General features: G+C 64.9%; 16 protein-coding genes and 2 pseudogenes. 13 read left to right on the top strand and 5 right to left on the bottom strand.

Annotation, left to right across the window (positions count from 1 at the left end; all coding sequences use genetic code 11):
- Positions 1-17: 17 nt before the first annotated feature.
- Positions 18-491: pseudogene (locus tag AB4Y34_RS05945) on the bottom strand (GlxA family transcriptional regulator); the annotation flags it as partial.
- 46 nt (positions 492-537) lie between these two features.
- On the opposite strand from AB4Y34_RS05945, the pseudogene AB4Y34_RS05940 reads away from it, so the two are divergent.
- From AB4Y34_RS05940 to AB4Y34_RS05920, 5 genes and pseudogenes are all read left to right on the top strand, one after another.
- Positions 538-699 (top strand): annotated as a pseudogene (locus AB4Y34_RS05940) (phosphohydrolase); the annotation flags it as partial.
- Positions 700-789: 90 nt separating this feature from the next.
- Entirely contained in the window at positions 790-1,785 is a 996-nt protein-coding gene (locus AB4Y34_RS05935; RefSeq protein ID WP_368715512.1) for a LysR family transcriptional regulator, read from the top strand.
- A 104-nt stretch (positions 1,786-1,889) separates the two neighbouring features.
- Positions 1,890-3,083 carry a CaiB/BaiF CoA transferase family protein gene (locus AB4Y34_RS05930; protein WP_368715511.1) on the top strand — a complete coding sequence of 398 codons (1,194 nt, stop codon included), beginning with the start codon at positions 1,890-1,892 and terminating at the stop codon, positions 3,081-3,083.
- Positions 3,080-4,045, top strand: a complete 966-nt coding sequence (locus AB4Y34_RS05925) for a hydroxymethylglutaryl-CoA lyase (protein ID WP_368715510.1) — start codon at positions 3,080-3,082, stop codon at positions 4,043-4,045. The genes AB4Y34_RS05930 and AB4Y34_RS05925 overlap by 4 nt, the downstream gene beginning before the upstream one ends.
- A gap of 83 nt (positions 4,046-4,128) precedes the next feature.
- Positions 4,129-5,460 carry an MFS transporter gene (locus tag AB4Y34_RS05920; RefSeq protein ID WP_368715509.1) on the top strand — a complete coding sequence of 444 codons (1,332 nt, stop codon included), beginning with the start codon at positions 4,129-4,131 and terminating at the stop codon, positions 5,458-5,460.
- A gap of 393 nt (positions 5,461-5,853) precedes the next feature.
- On the opposite strand, the gene AB4Y34_RS05915 is transcribed toward AB4Y34_RS05920, so the two are convergent.
- Positions 5,854-6,585, bottom strand: a complete 732-nt coding sequence (locus AB4Y34_RS05915; RefSeq protein ID WP_176378826.1) for a GntR family transcriptional regulator — start codon at positions 6,583-6,585, stop codon at positions 5,854-5,856.
- A 171-nt stretch (positions 6,586-6,756) separates the two neighbouring features.
- Here AB4Y34_RS05915 and AB4Y34_RS05910 point away from each other — a divergent pair, with 171 nt between their 5' ends.
- The 4 genes from AB4Y34_RS05910 (at position 6,757) to AB4Y34_RS05895 (ending at position 13,272) form a co-directional block, all read left to right on the top strand.
- A complete protein-coding gene (locus AB4Y34_RS05910) occupies positions 6,757-7,977 on the top strand; it encodes an alanine--glyoxylate aminotransferase family protein (RefSeq protein ID WP_368715508.1) in 1,221 nt (406 codons plus the stop codon).
- Between the two features lie 176 nt (positions 7,978-8,153).
- Positions 8,154-9,440 (top strand): MFS transporter, encoded by a 1,287-nt coding sequence (locus AB4Y34_RS05905; RefSeq protein ID WP_368715507.1) that lies wholly within the window; start codon positions 8,154-8,156, stop codon positions 9,438-9,440.
- A gap of 2 nt (positions 9,441-9,442) precedes the next feature.
- Positions 9,443-10,192 carry a 2-keto-4-pentenoate hydratase gene (locus tag AB4Y34_RS05900; RefSeq protein WP_368715506.1) on the top strand — a complete coding sequence of 250 codons (750 nt, stop codon included), beginning with the start codon at positions 9,443-9,445 and terminating at the stop codon, positions 10,190-10,192.
- 47 nt (positions 10,193-10,239) lie between these two features.
- Positions 10,240-13,272: an FAD-binding and (Fe-S)-binding domain-containing protein gene (locus AB4Y34_RS05895; protein WP_368715505.1), complete on the top strand. Its 3,033-nt coding sequence runs from the start codon at positions 10,240-10,242 to the stop codon at positions 13,270-13,272.
- Between the two features lie 51 nt (positions 13,273-13,323).
- Here AB4Y34_RS05895 and AB4Y34_RS05890 read toward each other — a convergent pair whose 3' ends face one another.
- Positions 13,324-14,199, bottom strand: a complete 876-nt coding sequence (locus tag AB4Y34_RS05890; protein WP_368595595.1) for a helix-turn-helix domain-containing protein — start codon at positions 14,197-14,199, stop codon at positions 13,324-13,326.
- A gap of 234 nt (positions 14,200-14,433) precedes the next feature.
- Here AB4Y34_RS05890 and AB4Y34_RS05885 point away from each other — a divergent pair, with 234 nt between their 5' ends.
- The 4 genes from AB4Y34_RS05885 (at position 14,434) to AB4Y34_RS05870 (ending at position 18,857) form a co-directional block, all read left to right on the top strand.
- The gene (locus AB4Y34_RS05885) at positions 14,434-15,336 is read left to right on the top strand and encodes a DMT family transporter (RefSeq protein ID WP_176378831.1); all 903 of its coding nucleotides are present in this window, start codon (positions 14,434-14,436) and stop codon (positions 15,334-15,336) included.
- Between the two features lie 292 nt (positions 15,337-15,628).
- Positions 15,629-17,812, top strand: a complete 2,184-nt coding sequence (locus AB4Y34_RS05880) for a hypothetical protein (protein ID WP_368715504.1) — start codon at positions 15,629-15,631, stop codon at positions 17,810-17,812.
- A 94-nt stretch (positions 17,813-17,906) separates the two neighbouring features.
- Entirely contained in the window at positions 17,907-18,164 is a 258-nt protein-coding gene (locus AB4Y34_RS05875; protein WP_368715503.1) for a hypothetical protein, read from the top strand.
- Positions 18,165-18,257: 93 nt separating this feature from the next.
- Complete coding sequence (locus AB4Y34_RS05870; protein WP_368715502.1) at positions 18,258-18,857, top strand: LysE family translocator; 600 nt, start codon at positions 18,258-18,260, stop codon at positions 18,855-18,857.
- Between the two features lie 44 nt (positions 18,858-18,901).
- Here the strand turns inward: AB4Y34_RS05870 and AB4Y34_RS05865 are convergent, their stop codons facing one another.
- Both AB4Y34_RS05865 and AB4Y34_RS05860 read right to left on the bottom strand, forming a co-directional pair.
- Entirely contained in the window at positions 18,902-20,632 is a 1,731-nt protein-coding gene (locus tag AB4Y34_RS05865; protein ID WP_368715501.1) for an FAD-dependent oxidoreductase, read from the bottom strand.
- A gap of 118 nt (positions 20,633-20,750) precedes the next feature.
- Positions 20,751-21,743, bottom strand: a complete 993-nt coding sequence (locus AB4Y34_RS05860; protein WP_368715500.1) for a DedA family protein/thiosulfate sulfurtransferase GlpE — start codon at positions 21,741-21,743, stop codon at positions 20,751-20,753.
- Between the last annotated feature and the right edge of the window lie 235 nt (positions 21,744-21,978).

Raw genomic sequence — 21,978 nt, 5'->3', positions numbered from 1 at the left:
ATTTTCTCACGCTGTATTCAGGCCGACCGAAAGCGCTCGCGATACTGCATCGGCGTCACCCCAAGCCGCTTCGCAAACACGATGCGCATGCGGTCGGCGGTGCCGAAGCCGCAATCGTAGGCGATCGTCTTCAGCGCCGCGGCGCTGCTTTCGAGCAGCTTGCGCGCGGCATCCACGCGCGGGTGTTCGACGAATTCATGCGGCGTCACGCCGGTTTCCTGCACGAACACGCGCGCGAAGTTACGCGCGCTCATGCCGACGACTTCGGCGAGCTGCTTGACGGTGAAGCTGTCATGGAGACGCGCCATCACGTGCACCTGCACTTTGGCGGCGGGCGAGGTGTCGTCGGCGGGAGCGGTCAGATACGGGCTGAATTGCGACTGGCCGCCTTGCCGCTGCGCGAACACGACGAGCCGTTTGGCGACCGCGAGCGCGATATGCGGACCGTGATCCTCGGCCACCAGCGCGAGCGACAGATCGATGCCGGCCGTCTGCTCGAAGGTCGAGTCCGCCATCAGCGTCATGCCGTTCGACGCGCACTTCAAGGAAGGCATCATCGATGCGTTCGCGCACGGCACGATCCACAAGCCGCACACGACGTTCGGCAACGTGAAGGCCGACGTGCTCGCGCTGAAGGACCCGCATTATCATCGCGAGAACTTCTGCACGATGATTCTGGGCTCGGCGTGGAAGTCGTGAGCGACCGATTGGCCAACTGAGCGGGCGCGGCCCCACGATTTGCGCAACTCGCGTCAAAATGGGCGCATCGCACTTCTGCGCCGCCGGCCCATGGTCATCAAAAACCTTCTCCGCAAGCTCGATCTCACCACGCTGCAGCTCTTCCTCGCCGTGTTCGAAGAGGGCACGCTCACGCGTGCCGCCGAGCGCGAGGCGATCGCGGTGTCCGCCGCCAGCAAGCGGCTGGTCGAACTCGAACAGGCGGTCGGCGCATCGCTATTTCAGCGCAACGCGCGCGGCATGACGCTGACGCCGGCGGGCGAAACACTTCTGCATCACGCGCGCCGGGTGCTGCGCGACATCGAGAGCATCGGCATCGAACTGGCCGGCCATGCTAGCGGCGTGCTCGGCTATGTGCGGATGATGGCGAACCTGTCGGCGATCGTCGAATTTCTGCCCGAAGATCTGCGCGCGTTCCAGTCGCTGCACGAACGCGTGAAGGTCGATCTCGAGGAGCGGCCGAGCGGCGGCGTCGTCAAGGCCATCGACGAAAGCCTCGCCGATCTCGGCATCTGTTCCGGCGACGCCGACACGCGCGAGCTGCACGTCGAGCACTACCGGCGCGATTCGCTCGTGATCGTGATGCGCGATGATCATCCGCTCGCGGCACGCACGAGCATCGCGTTCACCGAAACGCTCGATGGCGATCACGTCGGCCTGCATTCGGCGAGCTCGATCAACGCGCGCACGCACCTCGCGGCGCGCCAGGCCGGCAAGCCGCTGCGGTTGCGCATCCACGTGCCGGGCTTCGATGCGGTTTGCCGGATGGTGCAGGCGGGCATGGGCGTCGGCGTGCTGCCGCAAAAGGTGTATCAGCTGATGGGCTGCCCGCTCGGTCTCGTCGGCATGCCGCTCGACGACGACTGGGCCGAGCGCAGCCTCGTGCTCGTCGTGCGCGACGTCGATGCGTTGTCGCCGGTGAGTCGGCTGCTGTTCGATCATCTGCGCACGGTCGAAGCGCGCGAAACGGCAGCGGACGCTCAACCCGAACCCGAACCCGCACCCATCACCACCGAACCACCGCGCCGGTCCCGCAGCCGCCGCTGAGCGTTCGCCGTTCGCGAACGGTCGTTGGCGAATTGCGGTTGGACGCCGCCACCACGCCGCTTCTAAGCTGTCTCCCAATACGAAACGAGTTCGGAGCCAGCAACATGGGTGGACCACTGCAGGGTATTCGTGTCGTCGAGATCGGCACGCTCATTGCCGCGCCGTTCGCCGCGCGACTGATGGCCGAATTCGGCGCCGACGTGATCAAGATCGAAGCGCCCGCAACTGGCGATCCCCTTCGCAAATGGCGCAAGCTGCATGAAGGCACGTCGCTGTGGTGGTATCTGCAGTCGCGCAACAAGAAGTCCGTCTGCGTGAATCTGAAATCGGCCGATGGCGTCGAGGTCGTCAAGCGCCTCGCCGCCGATGCCGACGTCATCATCGAAAATCTGCGTCCCGGTGCGCTCGAAAAGCTCGGCCTCGGCTGGGACGTGCTGCACGCGCTGAACCCGAAACTGACGATGGTGCGCATTTCCGGCTACGGTCAGTCCGGCCCGTATCGTGACCGTCCGGGCTTCGGTGCGATCGGCGAGGCGATGGGCGGCATCCGTTACACGACCGGTGAAGTCGACGGCGCACCGGCGCGCGTCGGCGTGAGTCTCGGCGATTCGCTCGCGTCGCTGCACGGCGTGATCGGCGCGCTGATGTCGCTGCTGCGCGTGAAGACCGGCCAGGGCGAAGGGCAGGTGGTCGATGTGTCGCTCGTCGAGAGCGTGTTCAATCTGATGGAAAGCCTCGTGCCCGAATACGACCTGCTCGGCCATGTGCGCGAGCGCAGCGGCGGCGCGCTGCCGGGCATCGCGCCTTCGAACACCTATCGCACCGAGGACGACGGCTATGTCGTGATCGCCGGCAACAGCGATCCGATCTTCAAGCGCCTGATGCATTTGATCGGCCGCCCCGATCTCGCCGACGATCCCGCGCTCGCGCACAACGACGGCCGCGTGAAGCAGGTCGCGCTGCTCGATCAGGCGATCGCCGAGTGGACCTCGCATCACGCGACCGAAGACGTGCTGGCCGCGCTCGAACGCGCCGAAGTGCCGGCGGGCCGCATCTATTCGGTGGCCGACATCGTCGCCGATCCGCACTACCAGGCGCGCGACATGTTGCTGCAGGCGCAATTGCCGGGCGGCGCGTCGGTGAAGATGCCGGGCATCGTGCCGAAGCTGTTGGACACGCCGGGCGAAGTGCGCTGGCAAGGGCCGACGCTCGGCGAGCACACCGGCAGCGTGCTCAGCGAACTTGGATTCGCGAGCGAAGACATCGAGCGTCTCCGTCGCGAGGGAGCGGTGCAATGAATTCTTCGATCTTTTCCACGCGCGAGGCCGCGTCATTCGACCAGCTGATCGTGCAGGAAGTCGCCCCGCGCGATGGCCTGCAGATCGAACCCACCTGGGTTGAAACCGCCGACAAGATCGCGCTGATCAACGGGCTATCCACCTGCGGATTCACGCGCATCGAAGCGGGCTCGTTGGTGTCGCCGAATGCGATTCCGGCGTTGCGCGACGGCGAGGCGGTGTTCCAGCGGATCGAGCGGCAACCCGGCGTGATCTATGTCGCGCTGGTGCCGAACCTGAAAGGCGCCGAGCGCGCGTTGTCCGCGCGCGCCGACGAACTGAACCTCGTCATGTCCGCGAGTCAGACGCATAACCGCGCGAACATGCGCATGAGCTGCGAGTCGTCGCTCGCGGCGTTCGACGACATCGTGCGTCGAGCGCTGGCCGCGGGCGTGCGGCTCAATGCGACCGTGGCGACCGCGTTCGGCTGTCCGTTCGAAGGGCGCATCGACGAAGACCGGGTGATCGGCATCGTCGACGCATATCGCGAGATGGGCATCGAGGGCATCACGCTCGCCGATACGACCGGCATGGCGAATCCGCGCCAGGTCGCGCGGCTCGTCGCGCGCGTGCTCGAAACGCTGCCGGCCACGGCGCTCACGCTGCACTTTCATAACACGCGCGGCCTCGGTATCGCCAACGTGCTCGCCGCGTATGAAACCGGCGCGCGCCGCTTCGATGCGGCGCTCGGCGGCCTCGGCGGCTGCCCGTTCGCGCCGGGTGCGTCGGGCAACATCTGCACCGAAGACCTCGTGAACCTGTGCGACGAAATGGGCATCCCGACCGGGATCGAACTGCCGAAGCTGCTCGCGCTGTCGCGCGGCTTGCCTGCATTGCTCGGCCACGACGTGCCGGGGCAAGTCGCCAAAGCAGGCCGCAATTGCGATTTGCATCCGGTGCCCGACTACGTTCGGCAGATCTGAACCGAACCCCGAACCCCGACAAACAACCCCTCAACCGATCAAACGACCGGACGGCACCGCCGAATTCGGCATTGGAGACAAGCATGAGCGACCTGGGCGTAGTGGCGGGCAGTACCCGCGAACATGGCGCGGACGATCTCGCGGCAATCGTCCGCAAAGTTGCGTGGAGGCTGATGCCGCTCATCATGATCTGCTATCTGTTCGCGTTCTTCGACCGCATCAATATCAGCTTCGCAAAGTTCCAGCTGCAAAGCGATCTGGGCTTGTCCGATACCGCGTACGGTCTTGGCGCGAGTCTGTTCGTGATCGGCTACGTGCTGTTCGAGGTGCCGAGCAACCTTTTCCTGTACAAGGTGGGCGCGCGACGCTGGATCGCGCGGATCATGATTTCGTGGGGACTCGCGACCGCGGCGATGGTGTTCGTCAACAACGAATGGCAGTTCTACGGGCTGCGCTTCGTGATCGGCGCGACGGAAGCGGGCTTCGCGCCCGGCGTACTGTACTACCTGACGCTGTGGTTTCCGACCGAATATCGCGGCCGCATCACGTCGATGCTGTTTCTCGCATCGGCGTTTTCGGGGCTGGTCGGTGCGCCGCTCGCTGGGCTCGTGATCGGCCATATGGACGGCGTGCTCGGCATGCCGGGCTGGCACTGGCTGTTCCTGCTCGGCGGCTTGCCGTGTGTGGTGCTCGGTTTGCTGGTGCTGAAGCTGCTGAAGGATCGCATCGACGATGCAGGCTGGCTGTCCTCGGCGGAGAAGAGCTTGCTCGCCGGGCAGATCGCGCAGCAAAGCCGCCCGGCGCCGACCGGCCATTCGCTGCTGGGCGCGCTGAAAACACCGGGCTTCCTGACCCTCGGGCTCGTGTACTTCCTGATTCAGATCGCGTCGTACGGTCTGAATTTCTGGGCACCGCATCTGATTCACGTGGCGGGCACGAAGAATCCCACTGTAGTCGGCCTGCTGACGGCGGTGCCTTATGTGTGCGGCGCGATCTGCATGGTGGTGGTCGGGCGCCTGTCGGACGCGAGCGGCGAGCGGCGCAAGTTCGTGTTCGGGCTGCTGTTGATGTCGGCGCTCGGCTTCTTCGCCGCGGGCTACTTCGACAAGCAGACCGCCTTGCTGGTGGTCGCGCTTGCGGTGATGGGCGCGGGCGTGGTCGCATCGATTCCGGCATTCTGGGCGCTGCCGCCCAAGCTGCTGACGGGCGCGGGCGCCGCGGGCGGTATCGCGTTGATCAACACGCTCGGGCAACTTGGCGGGATCGTGAGCCCGGTGATGGTGGGCCGTGTGAAGGATCTGACCGGCAGCACGACGCCGGCGCTATATGTGATCGGCACGATGAGCGTGGTATGCGCGCTGATCGTGCTGTATGGGCTGCCGGAGTCGCTGCGCAGCCGTGAAACGACGCAGTGAAATCGATGTGGACGGCGCGGTCGTTCGCTTGCATCAGGCGACGTGCCGCGCCGCTGCCCGCTCCCGCATCCGCGAGCGATAGGCCTGCCGCATCAATCACTTGGCAGGCCTGTGCGCAGGTTGTCCACAAGCTTGTTCCCAAATTATGTGGACAACTGGTCGTCGAGGTTGGTCCGACTGATACGGCATCCTTGCCAAGCCCGCGCTCCGCTATCACGGACTCCGTAGCGACGCTCGCTGCCTACGCGTGCACCGCACGCGGATAGTTCTCACGCTTCAAGCACTTAAGCTCGCTGTGCGAAGGTTGTCCACAGGCTTGCCAACAATTTAGGTGGACAAGTTTTGTTTGCCGATGGGGTGACGAGGAGCGGGACTCGGCATCGGTTGTCCGCATCACGCCTTCGACACGGAGGCCGAAGCGACCACTTCCTCCTGCACCGGCACCTGCAAAACCGCATCCCGCTTATCGAGCAGATGCTGACGCAAAATCGCGCTGAGCTTCTTGCCGTCGCGAGCCTCGAGCGCCTTCAGCATTTCATCGTGATCGTGAATCGCGCGGTCCCACTTCGGCGTCTGATAGTTCGAGCGAAAGCGCAGCGCCTGCAGCCGCCGGTTGACCGACACATACGTCTGCCGCAGCGCTGAATTCCTCGCCGCTTCGTTGATCTTGTCGTGAATCGCCTGGTTGCGGCTGTAGTAGCCCGGCAGATCGTTCTGCGCGCGGCACGCGAGCATCGCGTAATGCAGAGCCTTGATTTCGGCGAGTTCGGCCGCCGTGATGCGTTCGGCTGCGAGTTCGCCCGAAAACGCTTCGAGGCCGCTCATCAATTCGAAGGTTTCGCGCACTTCCGCCTCCGACATTTTCGACACCGACGCGCCCCGATTCGGCGAAATCTCGATCAAACCCTCGGCGGCCAGCACCTTCAGCGCCTCGCGCAGGGGTGTGCGCGAAATGCCGAGCGTTTCGCACAACTCGCGCTCGTTCAGTTTCTTGCCGGGCTCCAGCACCCCCTCGACGATAAAGCGGCGGATGTGCTCCACCACCGTGTCATGCAGGCGCTGACGCTCGACCTTCGGCATCAGCGGGGCAGCGGTCACACCCGCGTCAAAACCCGAATTTTGCATACAAAAACCCTAAGCGTTACATGATGGGGGATTTTATCGGAACCATATCGATTAGTTAATCAAGCCCAGACGCGGGTAAACACGGACCTCAACGAGCATATTTCGTCTTGGGAGCGTCACCGTTCTTCTGATACAGTTTTTTGAATGCAAAATTCAAATTGGAGGAGCCCGATGCTGAAGCTAGATTTTCATCCCGCTGGCCGTCACTTCCTGCAGATTCCGGGGCCGAGTCCGGTGCCCGATCGTATCCTCCGCGCGATGAGCTACCCGACCATCGACCACCGCGGCCCCGAGTTCGGCGAACTGGGTCTCAAGGTGCTCGACGGCATCAAGAAGATCTTCAAGACGCAGCAGCCGGTCGTCATCTATCCGGCGTCCGGCACGGGCGCATGGGAAGCCGCGTTGTCGAATACGCTGAGCCCCGGCGATCACGTGCTGATGTTCGAGACCGGCCACTTCGCGACGCTATGGAAAAAGATGGCCGAGAAGCTCGGCCTGAAGCCCGAGTTCCTGGGTCTGCCAGGCATCGAAGGCTGGCGGCGCGGCGTGCAGCCGCAGATGATCGAAGAGCGCCTGCGCGCCGACCCGCAGCATGCGATCAAGGCGGTCTGCGTCGTGCACAACGAAACCTCGACCGGCGTCACGTCCAACATCGCCGCCGTGCGTCGCGCGATCGACGCCGCGGGTCATCCGGCGCTGCTGCTCGTCGATACGATCTCCGGTCTCGCGTGTGCCGATTACCGCCACGACGAATGGGGCGTCGACGTGACGGTGTCGGGCTCGCAAAAGGGCTTGATGCTGCCGCCGGGCATCAGCTTCAACGCGATCTCGCCGAAGGCGATGGCCGCCAGCCAGCACGCGAAGCTGCCGCGCAGCTTCTGGGACTGGTCGGAAATCGTCGAAATGAACAAGACCGGCTACTGGCCGTACACGCCGAACACGAACCTGCTGTACGGCCTGCACGAAGCGATCGAGATGATTCTCGGCGAAGGGCTCGACAACGTGTTCGCGCGTCACGAGCGGCTCGCCGAAGCGACTCGCCGCGCGGTGCGTGCGTGGGGGCTCGAAATCCAGTGCGCCGATCCCGCCGTCTATAGCCCGGTGCTCACGGGCGTGATGATGCCCGACGGCGTCGATGCCGACGCGGTGCGCAAGCTGATCTACGAGCGCTTCGACATGTCGCTCGGCACGGGCCTCGGCAAGATGAAAGGCCGCATGTTCCGCATCGGTCATCTCGGCGATTGCAACGACTTGACGCTGCTCGCGACCTTGGCCGGCTGCGAAATGGGTCTGCGGCTTGCTGGCGTGCCGATCAAGCAAAGCGGCATGCCGGCCGCGATGGAGTGGCTGAGCCTGGCACCGAAGACGTCGGGGTTGAAGGCCGCGGCATAAGCGCCAGCAGCAGGAAACAAACCGCAACACCAGGGAGCGCATTTCTCATCGAGCCGCGCGCAGAACGCGGCCATCACAACATGCAATGCGTCCATAACGGCTGTCGCGGCCGACGGGCGACGAGGCAGCGCGCCACTTCAGGCGCGCCGTCGACACATGCCACGGAGAGAGAGACGATGAAAAGGTTTCGTTTGACCAGTGCGACCAGTATCGTTCTAGTGATGCTGTGCATCATGTACTTCATCACGTACCTCGATCGCGTGAACGTCAGCACCGCGGCCGCGGGTTTCGGCAAGGAATTCAATCTCACGCATACGCAGGTCGGCCTCGTGTTCTCGGCTTTCGCGTATCCGTATCTGCTGTTTCAGGTAATCGGCGGCTGGATCAGCGATCGTTTCGGCGCACGACGCACGCTGCTGTTTTGCGGTGCGATCTGGGGTCTCGCGACGGTGTTCACGGGCCTCGCGGGCGGTCTCGCTTCGTTGCTCGCCGCGCGGCTCGTGCTCGGTTTCGGCGAAGGCGCGACGTTCCCGGCCGCAACGTCGGCAATGTCGCGCTGGGTCGCGAAAGAAAAACGCGGCTTCGCGCAGGGCATCACGCACGCGGCGTCGCGAGTCGGCAATGCGGTCGCGCCGGCGCTCATCGTGCTCGTGATGACCACCTGGGGCTGGCGCGAATCGTTCTATATCTGCGGCGCGCTGAGCCTGGTGTGGGTCGCCCTGTGGGCGATCACGTTCACCGAGCATCCGAAAGATCATCCGCGCATCACGCCCGAGGAACTCGCGGTGCTGCCCGCGGTGAAGCCGAAAGTCGCAGGCCTGCCGTGGGGCAAGCTGTTTCGCCGCATGACGCCGGTCACGATCGTCTACTTCTGCTACGGCTGGACGCTGTGGCTGTTCCTGAGCTGGATTCCGCTGTACTTCCTGCATAACCATCATCTGCAGTTGCAGAAGTCGGCGATCTTCGCGTCAGTCGTGTTCTTCGCCGGCGTGATCGGCGATACGCTCGGCGGCCTCGTCACCGATGCGATTTTCAAGCGTACCGGCAGCCTCAAACGCGCGCGCAGCTGGATGGTGTCCGTGTGCATGCTGTTCTGCCTGCTGTCGCTGATTCCGTTGATGTTCACGCATGACCTGACGCTGTCGATCGCCTGTCTCGCGTCGGGCTTCTTTTTCGCCGAGATGACGATTGGCCCGATGTGGGCGATCCCGATGGATATCGCGCCGGAATTCTCCGGCACCGCGAGCGGCATGATGAACACGGGCTCGGCGCTCGCCGCGATCATCTCGCCGGTGATGGGCGGCTTCCTGATCGACCACTTCGGCAACTGGGATCTGCCGTTCGTCGGCAGCATGTTGCTGATGGGCATCGGCGTCGTGCTTGCGTTCCGCATGCAGCCGGAGAGCCGCTTCGAACTCAGCGCGTCGGAGAAGGCGCAGGTTTCCACCCGGCTAGGCGCGTAAACATGACTTCGTCACTGAGTCAGCTTCTTGCCGATGCGCGTCGCAGTCGCACGGTGCTCGATGCGTTGCCGCCCGAGCAGATTCCAGCCGATGCCGACGCGGCCTACGCAATCCAGCATGAAATCCTGAGCGCGTGCGGCGCGCGAATCGGCGGCTGGAAGATCGGCGCGAAATCGGCGAGCGGACCGATTCAAGGCGCGCCATTGCCCGACACCGATCTGCACGCCGATGGCGCGTGTCTGTCGCGCGAAGGTTTCGCGCCGCTCGGGCTCGAACTCGAGGTCGCGTTCCGTTTCGGCAGGCGCTTCGAGCCGTCCGCGACGCCGTACGGCGAAGACGAAGTGCTGGCGGGCATCGGCTCGATCGGCGCGACCATCGAGATAGTCGCGAGCCGCTATGCGGAGTGGCCCGCCATCGACAAACTTGCGCAGCTCGCGGATCTGCAGAATCACGGCGCGCTGATCGTCGGTGAATTCGCGCGGTATCGGGAGGACTTTCCGTACGTCGCGCCGTCGCTGCGTTTCGAGTTCAACGGACGCAATGTCGTCGCAACGACGCCCGCGAATCCGGCCGGCGATCCGCGGCGGCTGTTGACGTGGCTCGTCAATCACGCGAGTGCGCGCGAAATCGCGGTGACCCCGGAGATGGTGATCACCGCCGGTTCGTACACCGGCATGTTCTTTCCGCGTGAGGCAGGCAACGTGAGCGGGCATGTAGAAGGACTCGCGCCGGTGCATCTGACGCTGTATTAGGTAATTCGAGCCGCGCGGCTCACGCGCGCTCCTCATAGGCCGATGAAATGACGAATCCCACTGCGGGCTTGCTCGTCAAGCCGATCCATCTGGTCCCCTCCGCCGCGCGCGCCACGAGTCCGCTCGCTCAGCATCTGCGCAAAGCGCTGCGCGGCGACGTGCTGTTCGATCTCGCGAGCCGCGGCCGCTACGCGACCGATGCGTCGATCTATCAGATCACGCCGGTCGGCGTCGTGGTGCCGCGCGATCAGGACGACCTGCGCGTCGCGCTCGAAATTGCGCGCAGCGAGAAAGTACCGCTGCTCGCGCGCGGCGCGGGCACGAGCCAGTGCGGGCAGACGGTCGGCGAAGCGCTGGTGGTCGATACGAGCAAGTGGCTCAACAACATCGTCGCGTTCGATGCCGACGCGCGCACCGTGACGGTCGAGCCCGGCGTCGTGCTCGATCATCTGAACGCGTGGCTGAAGCCGCATGGACTGTGGTTCCCGGTCGATGTATCGACTTCCGCGCAGTGCACGATCGGCGGCATGGCGGGCAACAACTCGTGCGGCTCGCGCTCGATCGAATACGGCAACATGGTGCACAACGTCGACGCGATCGACGCGATCCTCGCCGACGGCAGCGAAGCGCGCTTCGCGTCGCTGCGCGAGACGCCGCAAGGCGAGCGCTTGCAGCAGATCGTCGCGGGCGTCACGCGGATCGCGCAGCGCGAGCGTGATGAAATCGTCGCGCGCGTGCCGAAGGTGCTGCGCCGCGTGGCGGGCTACAACATCGATCTGTTCGACTGCCAGAACCCGCGCGCCTATACCGATGACGGCAGTGCGAACCTCGCCCATCTGCTGGTCGGCTCGGAGGGCACGCTCGCGTTCAGCCGGCAGATCACGCTGAAGCTCGCGCCGCTGCCCGCGCACAAGGCGCTTGGCGTGGTCAACTTTCCGACCTTCCGGCAATCGATGGCGCTCACGCAGCACATCGTCAAGCTGAAGCCGGTCGCGGTCGAACTGGTCGATCGCACGATGATCGATCTCGCGTTGAGCAATCCCGCGTTTCGTCCGGTGATCGAGAAGGCGCTGGTCGGTGAGCCGCAGGCGATTCTGCTCGTCGAGTTCGCGGGCGAGGATCGCGACGCGCAGCTAGCGTCGCTGAAGCAGCTCACCGAGTTGATGGGCGAGCTGGGCCTGCCCGATTCGGTCGTCGAGATGCCGGACGCGAATGCGCAGAAAGCGCTGTGGGAAGTGCGCAAGGCAGGTCTCAACATCATGATGAGCATGAAGGGCGACGGCAAGCCGGTGTCCTTCATCGAAGACTGCGCGGTGCCGCTCGACCATCTGGCCGACTACACGAGCCGCCTGACCGACGTGTTTCATCGCCACGGCACCGAAGGCACCTGGTACGCGCATGCGAGCGTCGGCACGCTGCACGTGCGGCCGATTCTCGACATGCGCCGCGACGGCGCGACGAAGATGCGCGCGATTGCCGAGGAAGCGGCCGCGCTCGTGCGCGAGTACAAGGGCGCGTATTCCGGCGAGCATGGCGACGGTCTGTGCCGCGGCGAATGGGTCGCGTGGCAATACGGGCCACGGCTTAACGAGGCGTTCGGCGAGATCAAGACGCTGTTCGATCCAGACAATCGCTTCAATCCCGACAAGATCGTGCGTCCGCCGAAGATGGACGACGCGCGCAATTTCCGCTTTGCGCCGGGCTATCGCGAACAGCGCATCGAAACGGTACTCGACTGGTCGACGTGGAACGTGAAGCGCGATCCGCTGACGGGAGAAGAAAGTGCGCCGGGCAGCGGCGACGACCTGAGCGGCGGCCTCGCGAAAGCGGTCGAGATGTGCAACAACAACGGCCACTGTCGCAAGTTCGACGCGGGCACGATGTGCCCGAGTTATCGCGTGACGAAGGACGAGCAGCATCTGACGCGCGGGCGGGCCAATACGTTGCGGCTCGCGATTTCGGGCCAGCTCGGCGAAAACGGACTCGCGAGCGATGACGTGAAGGAAACGCTCGACCTGTGCGTATCGTGCAAGGGCTGCAAGCGCGATTGCCCGACCGGCGTCGATATGGCGAAGTTCAAGATCGAGGCGCGCGCGGCGCGGGTGAAGACGCATGGCGTGCGGCTGCGCGACAGGCTCGTCGCGTTCATGCCGCGCTATGCGGGCGCGGCGAGCCGCATGCCGGGACTGCTGGCGCTCGCGGACAACGTGCCGGTGCTGTCGGCGTGGTTCAAGCGCTCGGTCGGGTTCGCTGCCGAGCGGAATCTGCCGCGGTTCAAGAAGGCGTTTCTGGCCGATGCGGTGTCCGCGAAGGCTGCGCGCAGCGCTACGCAGCCGTCCGCACTGAAAGAAGTTTTGCTGTTCGTCGATACCTTCAACAATCACCTCGAGCCCGACAACGCGCGTGCCGCACGACAGGTGCTCGAAGCGGCGGGCTACACGGTCCACTTCAATGCGCGCCCGGGCGAGCGTCCCGTGTGTTGCGGCCGCACGTTTCTCGCGGCGGGTCTCGTCGATGAAGCGAAACGGGAGGCGCGGCGCATGCTCGAACTCTTCAGGCCGTTCGTCGAACGCGGCGTGCCGGTGGTAGGGCTGGAGCCATCGTGTCTGCTGTCGTTGCGCGACGAATTCCTGCAGTACGGTTTCGGCGACGAAGCGCAGCGCCTCGCGCAGCACGCGTTTCTATTCGAGGAATTCCTCGTGCGCGAAGAAAAGGCCGGACGTTTGCAGCTCAAATTGAAACCGCTGCCGATGCGGCAGGCGCTCGTGCACGGCCACTGCCATCAGAAGGCGTTCGATGCATTCACGCCGGTGCAGACCGTGCTGAAGTGGATTCCCGAATTGAAGGTATCGACGGTCGAATCGTCGTGCTGCGGTATGGCCGGCAGCTTCGGCTATGAAGCGGAGCACTACGCGACCTCGCAGGCGATGGCGGAGTTGTCGCTGCTGCCCGCGGTGCGCAAGCTCGACGCCGCCACGGTGATGGTCGCCGATGGCACCAGCTGCCGGCATCAGATTCACGATGGCGCGGGCGTCGACGCGATCCACGTCGCGCGCGTGCTGACGATGGCGCTGCAATGACGCGGAGCTAACCGGAAAGCGAAACTCGAACGCGAGACTCAAACGTGAGACTCAAACGCCGATAGCCTGCCGGAACCCGCTCGGCGTCACCCCGACAGCCTCGCGAAACCGGTGGCTAAAGTGACTCGCGTTCGCATAGCCGCATTGCTCGGCGATCTGCGCAAGCGGCAACGTCGTCGTGCGCAGCAGCGTGCGCGCGCGATCGAGCCGTTGCCGCGCGATCCAGGCGGCCGGCGGCAACCCGAACGACTCGCGAAACATCCGCGCGAGATGAAACTCCGACAGCGCCGCGACACCCGACAACTCACCGAGCGTCAACGGCTGCGCGAGACGACTGTCGATATAGTCGCGCAGGCGGCGCCGCGTCGCGGCCGACAGCCCGCCCTTCAGCGCCACGTTCGCGCGCCGCACGCCTTGTCCGCGCAACAGCAGGCTCAGCACTTCGTGCGCGGTCTCGTTGGTGCGCAGCAGGCCGTCGGGATTTTCCCACTCCTCGTCGACGAGCGCCTGGCACAGACTCGCAATGCGCGGGTCTTCGAAATAGGTCCGATCGGCGAGCGTCATTTCGCGCGGCTCGCGGTCGAGCTCCTGTACCGCGCGTCGCGTGAAGTGCTCGGGCAGGAAGTACAGGTGCATGAAGTGCATATGGCCGCGCACCCACCAGCGCGATTCGTGATCGCCGGGCAGTGCGCACAGCCGCGACGGCGCGCCGTAGTGGCCCGGCATTTTCTGGCGCTCGGTGCGATAGCCGCCGTCCAGATAGCACGACAGCGTGTGGTGGCCGGGCCGCTCGTAGATGGTCTCGGCTTCCTTCGTGTCGCGGGTCCATAGCGCGATCGCGAGTCCGTCGCCGAGCCACGCGAAGCGGTCCAGATGCGCATTCGCACTGGCGAGCGTGTGACAGACCGACTGCAGGCCAAAAGGCATGCTGGCGGCGGCTATCACGGGGGCGGACGGGCTGGCGGTCACGGCGGCGAGCGGAGGTTTTCCGGTGATGCGTAGGGTTGAGCGGCCAGTATACGGCGCGGCCGGTCTGGCCGCTCATTGCCACGAAAAAGTGCGCAAGTTTGGACAATTGCGGGCGGCGGCGCGGTTGCATAGTCGAACTATCGTCAATGCTGCGCGTTATGGCAGCCTGTCATTGCAGTCCGAGGCCCGGCCATGAATCTCTTGCTTTATGCCGTCACCGTGCTGATCTGGGGCACCACGTGGATCGCGATCAAATGGCAACTCGGCGCGGTGCCGCCGCCGGTATCGATTGCATGGCGTTTCTGGATCGCGGCGCTGCTGCTGTTCGCGCTGCTGCGCATCATGCGCCGGCCGATCTGGCCGCCGCCCGGCGCCTGGCGCTACCTCGCCGCGCAGGGCCTCGCGCTGTTCTGCCTGAATTTCCTGTGCTTCTACTACGCCGAACAGATCGTGCCGAGCGGGCTCGTCGCGGTGGTGTTTTCGACCGCGCCGCTGCTGAACTCGATCAACGGACGGCTGTTCATGGGCAGGCCGCTGCAGCCGAGCGCGATTGCGGGCGCATTGCTCGGGCTCGTCGGCATCGTCTGTCTGTTCATGCAGCAGATGGCCGGGCATCTCGGCGATCACACCGCGTGGCTCGGACTCGGCGTCGCGTTTCTCGGCACGCTGTGCTTCTCGGCCGGCAACCTTCTGTCGAGCCGCATGCAGTCGATGGGCCTGCATCCGTTCGCGACGAATAGCTGGGCGATGCTGATCGGCGCGGCTGTCCTGACGCTCGGTAGTCTGTTCGCCGGCTATTCGTTCGCGGTTGAACCGTCGGCGCGCTATCTTGGCGCGCTCGCGTATCTCGCGGTGTTCGGCTCGGTGATCGGCTTTACGGCGTACCTGATGCTGGTCGGCCGCATGGGCCCGGAACGCGCCGCCTACTGCACAGTGCTGTTTCCCATCGTCGCGCTCGCGGCGTCCACGCTGTTCGAGGGTTACCGTTGGTCAGTGCTCGCGGTGGTCGGTCTGCTGCTCGTGCTGGCCGGCAATCTGGTCGCGTTCGATCTGACGCGACGGATTTTCGTGCGTCGCCGGGCGGCGCGATCCTGATGTGCATCGCGCTCAAGGTGAGGCTTTACAGGAGCAGAAAAAGCGCCTGAATCTCCGGCCGGTGAGCTTTTACGGGAACCGGTTTTTACCGGATTCGTGAAGTAAAGATTTGGTTGGAAACGTAAATCGATGCAAATGGAATGGAACTGGATGTGGCGGCGTTCAATTATCATTTTTTTATCAATACGTTTGCTAGTTTTATGTGAGAGGATAAAACGCCAACTCTGGTACAGGCGAAGCACGCCGGTCTGCCTTACCGTGCGTGCTTCGCGCCTAGCAAGGATCGACCGCCGTGAAGCTTTTGCCCCGTCTTGGCCTGGCCGTGGTTCTAATCCATAGCCTGATTTCCCCGCATGTCTCCGCCCAATCCCAATTGAATTACACGACTTCATGGATCGGTAATAGTTTCGGATTTGGCGACGGCAAATGGATGCAGCAGGATATTCAGGCCATTAGCGTCGATGCCAATGGCACCGTTTATACGAATGCGCCGTGGGACGAGAGCGGCAGCGAAATCGCCGCCTATCGTGCGGGCGACAAGCTCGCGGTCGCCGGTTCGACGCACGGCTGGGGCGCGGCCGGCGGCGACGCGGTGGCGGTGAATCACGCGTACCTGTACGCGGCGATGTCGATCGGCAACGAAAGCAATGCGCTGGTCGGCGCCGACTATCCGCCGGCGAATCAGACCTGGTACGGCATCACGCGACGCACGCTCGCGAATCTCGCGGCCGGCGCGCCGTTTTCCGGCGGCATCGGCAATAGCGCGAACGCGACGAAGAACAGTTTCGTCGCGATACAAACGGTGAAGACCGGCATCGACGCGGGCATTCGCGGCCTCGCCGCGACCGACAGCGAGCTCTATGTGGCCGACACCTACGGCAACCGGATCGTCGTGTACGACGCGCAATCCATGCAGCCGCTGCGTTCGTGGAGCGTCGCATCGCCCGCGCGCATCGCGATCGACACCGACTCGACGCTGTGGATCATCAGCGGCTTCGGCACGGGCAGCCTGAGCATCCTGCACTACCGCGCCGACGGCACCGCGCTCGCCGGTCCCTTGGCGCTGCCCGCCGGAACCGTGCCGACCGACCTCACGGTCACGCCATCCGGCCAGCTGCTGGTCGCCGACAACAGCGTTTCGCAGCAGATTCTCGTGTTCAACAAAGGCGCGGGCGACCAGATGCAGGGCGGCACGTCGATCGGCACGCGCAATGGCATCTTCCATCCGGTGCGCGGCGTGCCCGGTGACACGCGTTTCAACGGCATCACCGGCATCGGCGTCGATGCGGCCGGCAATCTGTACGTCGCGCAAAACGGCGAAGGACCGCGCGCGCTGGGCTCGGCATCGGTCGGGCAAGGCGCGGTGCTGGAGAGTTACGTGTACGGCACGCGCGTGCTCAACTGGCGGCTCTACGGCCTGACCTTCGTCGATAGCGGCGCGTTCGATCCGGCCACACCCGCTTCGATCTACACGGGCTCGAAGCGCTTCACGCTCGATTACCGGCAGCCGGTCGGCCACGAATGGTCATATGCGGCGTTCACGCTCGATCGCTTCGATTACCCCGACGACCCCGCGTTTCACCAGCCGCGCGGCGTGCGCGGCGAACCGATGGTGCGCAGATTCAAAGGCCAGCGTTTTCTCTATACGCTCGATCCGGGCGCGCACTACCTGAACGTCTATCGCTTCGATGCCGCGCATGGTGAGATCGCGATTCCGTCGGGGATGCTCGCGCAGAATCCGCTGCCGGGCAGTTGGCCCGCCGCGCAACCAACTTACGGCGAATGGTTGTGGCGCGATAGCAATGGCAATGGCACCGTCGACGCGAGCGAGATCAGCGGCAATCCGTCGACCGGCAGCACGGTCGGCAACGGCTTCTGGTGGGTCGACGATCCCGGCAACGTGTGGCTCGCCACGCCATTGAGCGGCGTGCGCGAGATGCCGCTGCAAGGTCTCGACGCCGCCGGCAATCCGATCTACACGTACGCGAGTGCGAAGCTGTTCGCGATGCCCGCGCCGTTCACACGGCTCGCGCGGCTCGTCTATGTCGCAGCGACCGACACGATGTATCTGTCCGGTTTCACGAGCGCGACTCCGTGGGATCCGACGCACTGGAAGGAAGCGGGACCGATGCTTGCGCGCTACGACAACTGGAGCAGCGGCACGCCGACCCTGACTTACACGGTCTCGCTGCCGTGGAACACGCAAAGCGATCCGCAGACCACCACGGTCGGCGTCGCGGTGGCGGGCAACTATATCTTCGTCGCCGAGCTGTACACCGATCGCATCGACGTCTACGACGCGCGCAACGGCACGGCGGTCGGTTACATGACGCCGGGCGCGAGCGTCGGCGGCACGAGCGGCTGGGTCGACGTGTATCTCGGCATCAGCGCGGTGCAGCGCGATAACGGCGAGTACGTGGTGCTGGTCGAAGACGACGCGCGCGCGAAGCTGCTGATGTATCGCTGGACGCCTTGACGTGGATCGCCGTCGCGCCGAACACGAATAGACGGCGGCGCACGATCGGTATATAACAACTTTACCGATGCTCTTAAAGGAGTGGTGTTCGATCATGACGCAAGACGTTCCTCCCAAGCCGCCCTCCGACGATCGTCCGGAGATCGAGCAGCTCGACGCGGCGCTCAGTCACGTCGATCAGCAGATGTCGTCAGGTGGCATTGCGTCGGGCGCAGCGAAAGGCATTGTGTACAGTCTGATCGAAACGCTCGGCGCGCTGGTCGGTGATCCCGATCTGCCGGAGCACGTGCGTTCGGGGTATGAAGGACTGCTGGAGGCCGCGCGCGAGCTGCGCGCGAAGCTGGAGCGCTGAGCGGACCGCTGGACCGGCGGGTCCGCTTCGGCGCAGCCATCGAGCTGTCTGTGCTACAAAGGCGCACTGTGTAACTCACCGTGCGCTTTTTTTATGCTCTCTGCGACCGAGATCACGTTGCTGGCCACCGGCATCATCGTGGTACTGGTGACGCCCGGCCCCACCAACACGCTACTGGCGGCAGCCGGTTTGCGCGCCGGTTTGCGCCGCGCGCTGCCGCTGATCGCCGCCGAACTGGCGGGCTATCTGGTGTCGATCTCCGCGTGGGGACGCTTCTTCGCGCACGCGGCGCAAGCGTGGCCGTGGCTGCCGTCGCTGCTGCGCGTGGCCGCGAGCGTGTATATCGCGTGGCTTGCGCTCGATATGTGGCGCGCGGCGGTGGCACTGCCCGGCTCGACGCAACGCGCTGGCAGCGTGCGCGCGCTGTTCGTCGCGACTTTGCTCAATCCGAAAGGGCTGCTGTTCGGCGGCACGATCTTTCCGGGCGCCGCGTTCATGCATTTGCCCGCTTATCTGCTCACGATGGCGATGTTCGCGTGCCTCGCCGCGCCGATCGCACTCGCGTGGATCGCGTTCGGCGCAGCGCTCGGCAGAGGCCGACTGGGCTGGCTCGAACCGGCGAGGATGCAGCGCGGCGCGTCGATCGTGCTCGGCGTGTTTTCGGTGTCGCTCGCGTGGGCCGCGTTGCACTGAAGACGGATGCGGTAGAGACGATGCGCTAAAGACCGCACCGAGACTCACGCACCGAGCGCCACCTCTTCCCCGCTCATCTGCGCCAGCAACTGGTGAATCTGCGCGACTACGGCTGCGCCTTCGCCGACCGCCGCGGCCACGCGTTTCGTCGACCCGGCGCGCGCATCGCCGATCGCATAGACCCCTTCGACCGTAGTCCCGAGATCGCACGCGGTGGCCGAGCCGTCCGCGCTGATGCCGGTCAGCACGAAGCCTTTCGCGTCGAGCTGCACGCCGCAGGTGCGCAGCCATTCGGTGTTCGGGTCCGCGCCGGTGAAGAGAAACAGATGCCGCGTGTCGAAGTGATCGACGCCGTCGGGCAGCGGCCGCTTCAGCGCGACCGACACGAGGCCGTCCTCATCGCCCTCGAGCCGGCCCACTTCCGAATTCGGATGCACGTACACGTTCGGCAGCGAGCGGATGCGGTCGATCAGATAACGCGACATCGTTGCCTCGAAACCGCTGCGGCGGATCAGCACGTGAACCTTGGCCGCGTGTGTCGCCAGATAGACGATCGCCTGGCCGGCCGAATTGCCGCCGCCCACCAGCACGACCTCCTGGCGCTTGCACAGCTTCGCCTCGACCGGCGACGCCCAGTAGTAGACGCCGCGTCCGTCGAAGCGCTCGAGCCCGTCGAGCGCAGGGCGCCGGTACACGGCGCCGCTCGCGATCACGATCGCCCGCGCGCTGATGTGACCGCCGCATTTCGTTTCGAGCCGATAAGGCGACTGCCCGCAATGCAGCGCCTGCACGCTGACCGGAATTGCAACGTGCGCGCCGAACTTCTGCGCCTGCACGAACGCGCGGCCGGCAAGCGCCTGGCCCGAGATGCCGGTCGGAAAGCCGAGGTAGTTTTCGATGCGCGAGCTCGCGCCCGCCTGGCCGCCCGGTGCGCGGCTGTCGAGCACGATCACCGACAGCCCTTCGGAGGCCGCGTACACCGCGGCGGCGAGTCCGGCCGGTCCCGCGCCGACGATTGCGACGTCGTATACGTACGTGTCGTCGAGATCGGGCAGCAGACCTAAGCGAGTGGCAAGCTCCGGCATGCTCGGATGACGCAGCACCGTGCCGTCCGGGCAGATCACGAGCGGCAGGTCCTCGCGCTGCGCGGCGAACTGCTCGATCAGCCGCAGCGCGTCTTCGTCGCGTTCGTCGATCACCGAATGCGGATGGCCGTTGCGCGACAGGAAGCCTTGCAGCATCACGAGCCGCGGGTCATTGCTGTTGCCGACGAGGATCGGCCCGCCCGCGCCCTTTTCGATCAGCGACACGCGCCGCAGAATCAGCGCGCGCATGATGCGCTCGCCGAGTTCCGCTTCGGCGACGATCAGCGCGCGCAGCCGGTCGGGGGGAATCAGCAGCGCTTCGACGGCGCTGGTCGCGAGGCCGTTCACCAGCGAGGGCTTGCCCGACAGTTGCCCGACCTCGGCCAGGAAATGCCCGGCGCCGCGCTCGCTGATCACGTGCTCGCGGCCGATACCGTCACGCTGATAGACCTTCACGCTCCCTTTGAGCAGCACGAACATGCCGGGGCCGGTGTGGCCGGTCTCGAACAGCAACTCGCCGGACTTCCAGCGACCGATCTCGCCGAAGCGGCGCAGCCGGTCGATCTCGGCGCAAGTGAGCTCCGGAAACATCTGATGCAAACGCGTCGACAGCGAAGAAAACGGCGCGTCGGCGACGACTCCCTGCTGTCCTTCCACTTCTTGAGTCGAAACGTCCTGAGTCGAAAGCATTGAACCGCTCCTTCGATGTTCATAGCACGATTGAACGCAAGGCAACGCAATGCGCGCTCACACGCCGGAACGAGCCGTGCCGCGCGCGTCAGGCGGACGATGCCGCCGCTGATTTCTACTAGACGGCTTTGGGCGCGATATCGTCGACGGTGACTTCCGGCGGCGGCATTTCGGGCAGCGAGTCGACCGGCTTGCCCGAGTCGCGCCAGGCTTCCATGCCGCCGCGCAGCGGCAGCACGTCGGAAAAACCGGCTTCGGTGAGTTGCTTGGCCATCCATGCCGCGGAAATCTCGTTCGGGCAGGAGCAGTAGATCACGAGCTTCTGATCGCGTGGATAGCTGGCGACGATGCCGCCGAGTTGCCGTTCGTCGGCGAATTGCGCGCCTGGAATCACGAACGGATCGAGCTTGCGCTTCTCCTGCGAACGGATGTCGAACACGACCGGTGCCTGATTAGCCTTGTACAGCTTCGCGAGTTCGTCGACCTCGATGCGCGCGGACGCGAGCTTCGCGATCAACTGGCGGCGGCGGATCCACCGGTACGCCGCGTACAGCACCAGCAACGCGACGACGACCAGCGCCGCCGTGCGCCCGAGCCGCCCGGCGATCGCGAACAGCATGTCGATCTGCCGCGCGAACAGCGCGCCGATGATCAGCCCGGTGCCGGACCACAGCGCGGCGCCGACGCCGTCGTAGGTGAGGAAGGTGCGGTAGCGCGTGCCCATCGCGCCGGCCATCGGGATCGATACGATCGACAGTCCCGGCACGAACTTCGCGACCGCGAGCACGCGCACGCCCCAGCGGCCGAAGAAGCGCTCGGTCTTTTTCACACAGGTGTCACGCGACAGCGACAGCCGGCAGATCGTCTTCAGCGTATTGCCGCCGTAGATGCGGCCCGCGACGTACCACGCGCTGTCACCGATCAGCGTCGCGAAGATCGACAGCACGAGGACCGGCAGCAACTGCGTGCCGACCGAGCCGGGGTGCATCGCGGCCATCGCGCCGAACAGCACGAGCGACGGCATGGCTGGCACCGGCAGCCCGAGCGCGGCGGCTAGCACGTTCGCGAAGACGAGCGCCGGTCCATATTGCGCGACGAGGTCATGTAGCATCGGTTTAATATCCGCGGCCCTTGCGGGCGCAGCGCGGTAAGGAACGCAAAGGGGAATGCAAGGATTATGGACGTATTTTCAAGACGTGCAACCGACCTGGAAATCGGCCCGTCTTGTGGCTGCAGTCAGGTCTGCATATAAGGCCACATGCCCGCTACACAAGCGTGGCAACCGCGTATGACAAGTGGTAGAAGGCCGGTTAAGCAGGCTCGACGAGACGCGTGAAAGCGATTGC

This window comes from Paraburkholderia sp. BR10954 (genome assembly GCF_040965775.1).
GTDB lineage: Bacteria > Pseudomonadota > Gammaproteobacteria > Burkholderiales > Burkholderiaceae > Paraburkholderia > Paraburkholderia youngii.
The sequence above is the reverse complement of the archived record's forward strand: the minus strand, read 5'-3'. Positions and strand labels throughout refer to the sequence as shown.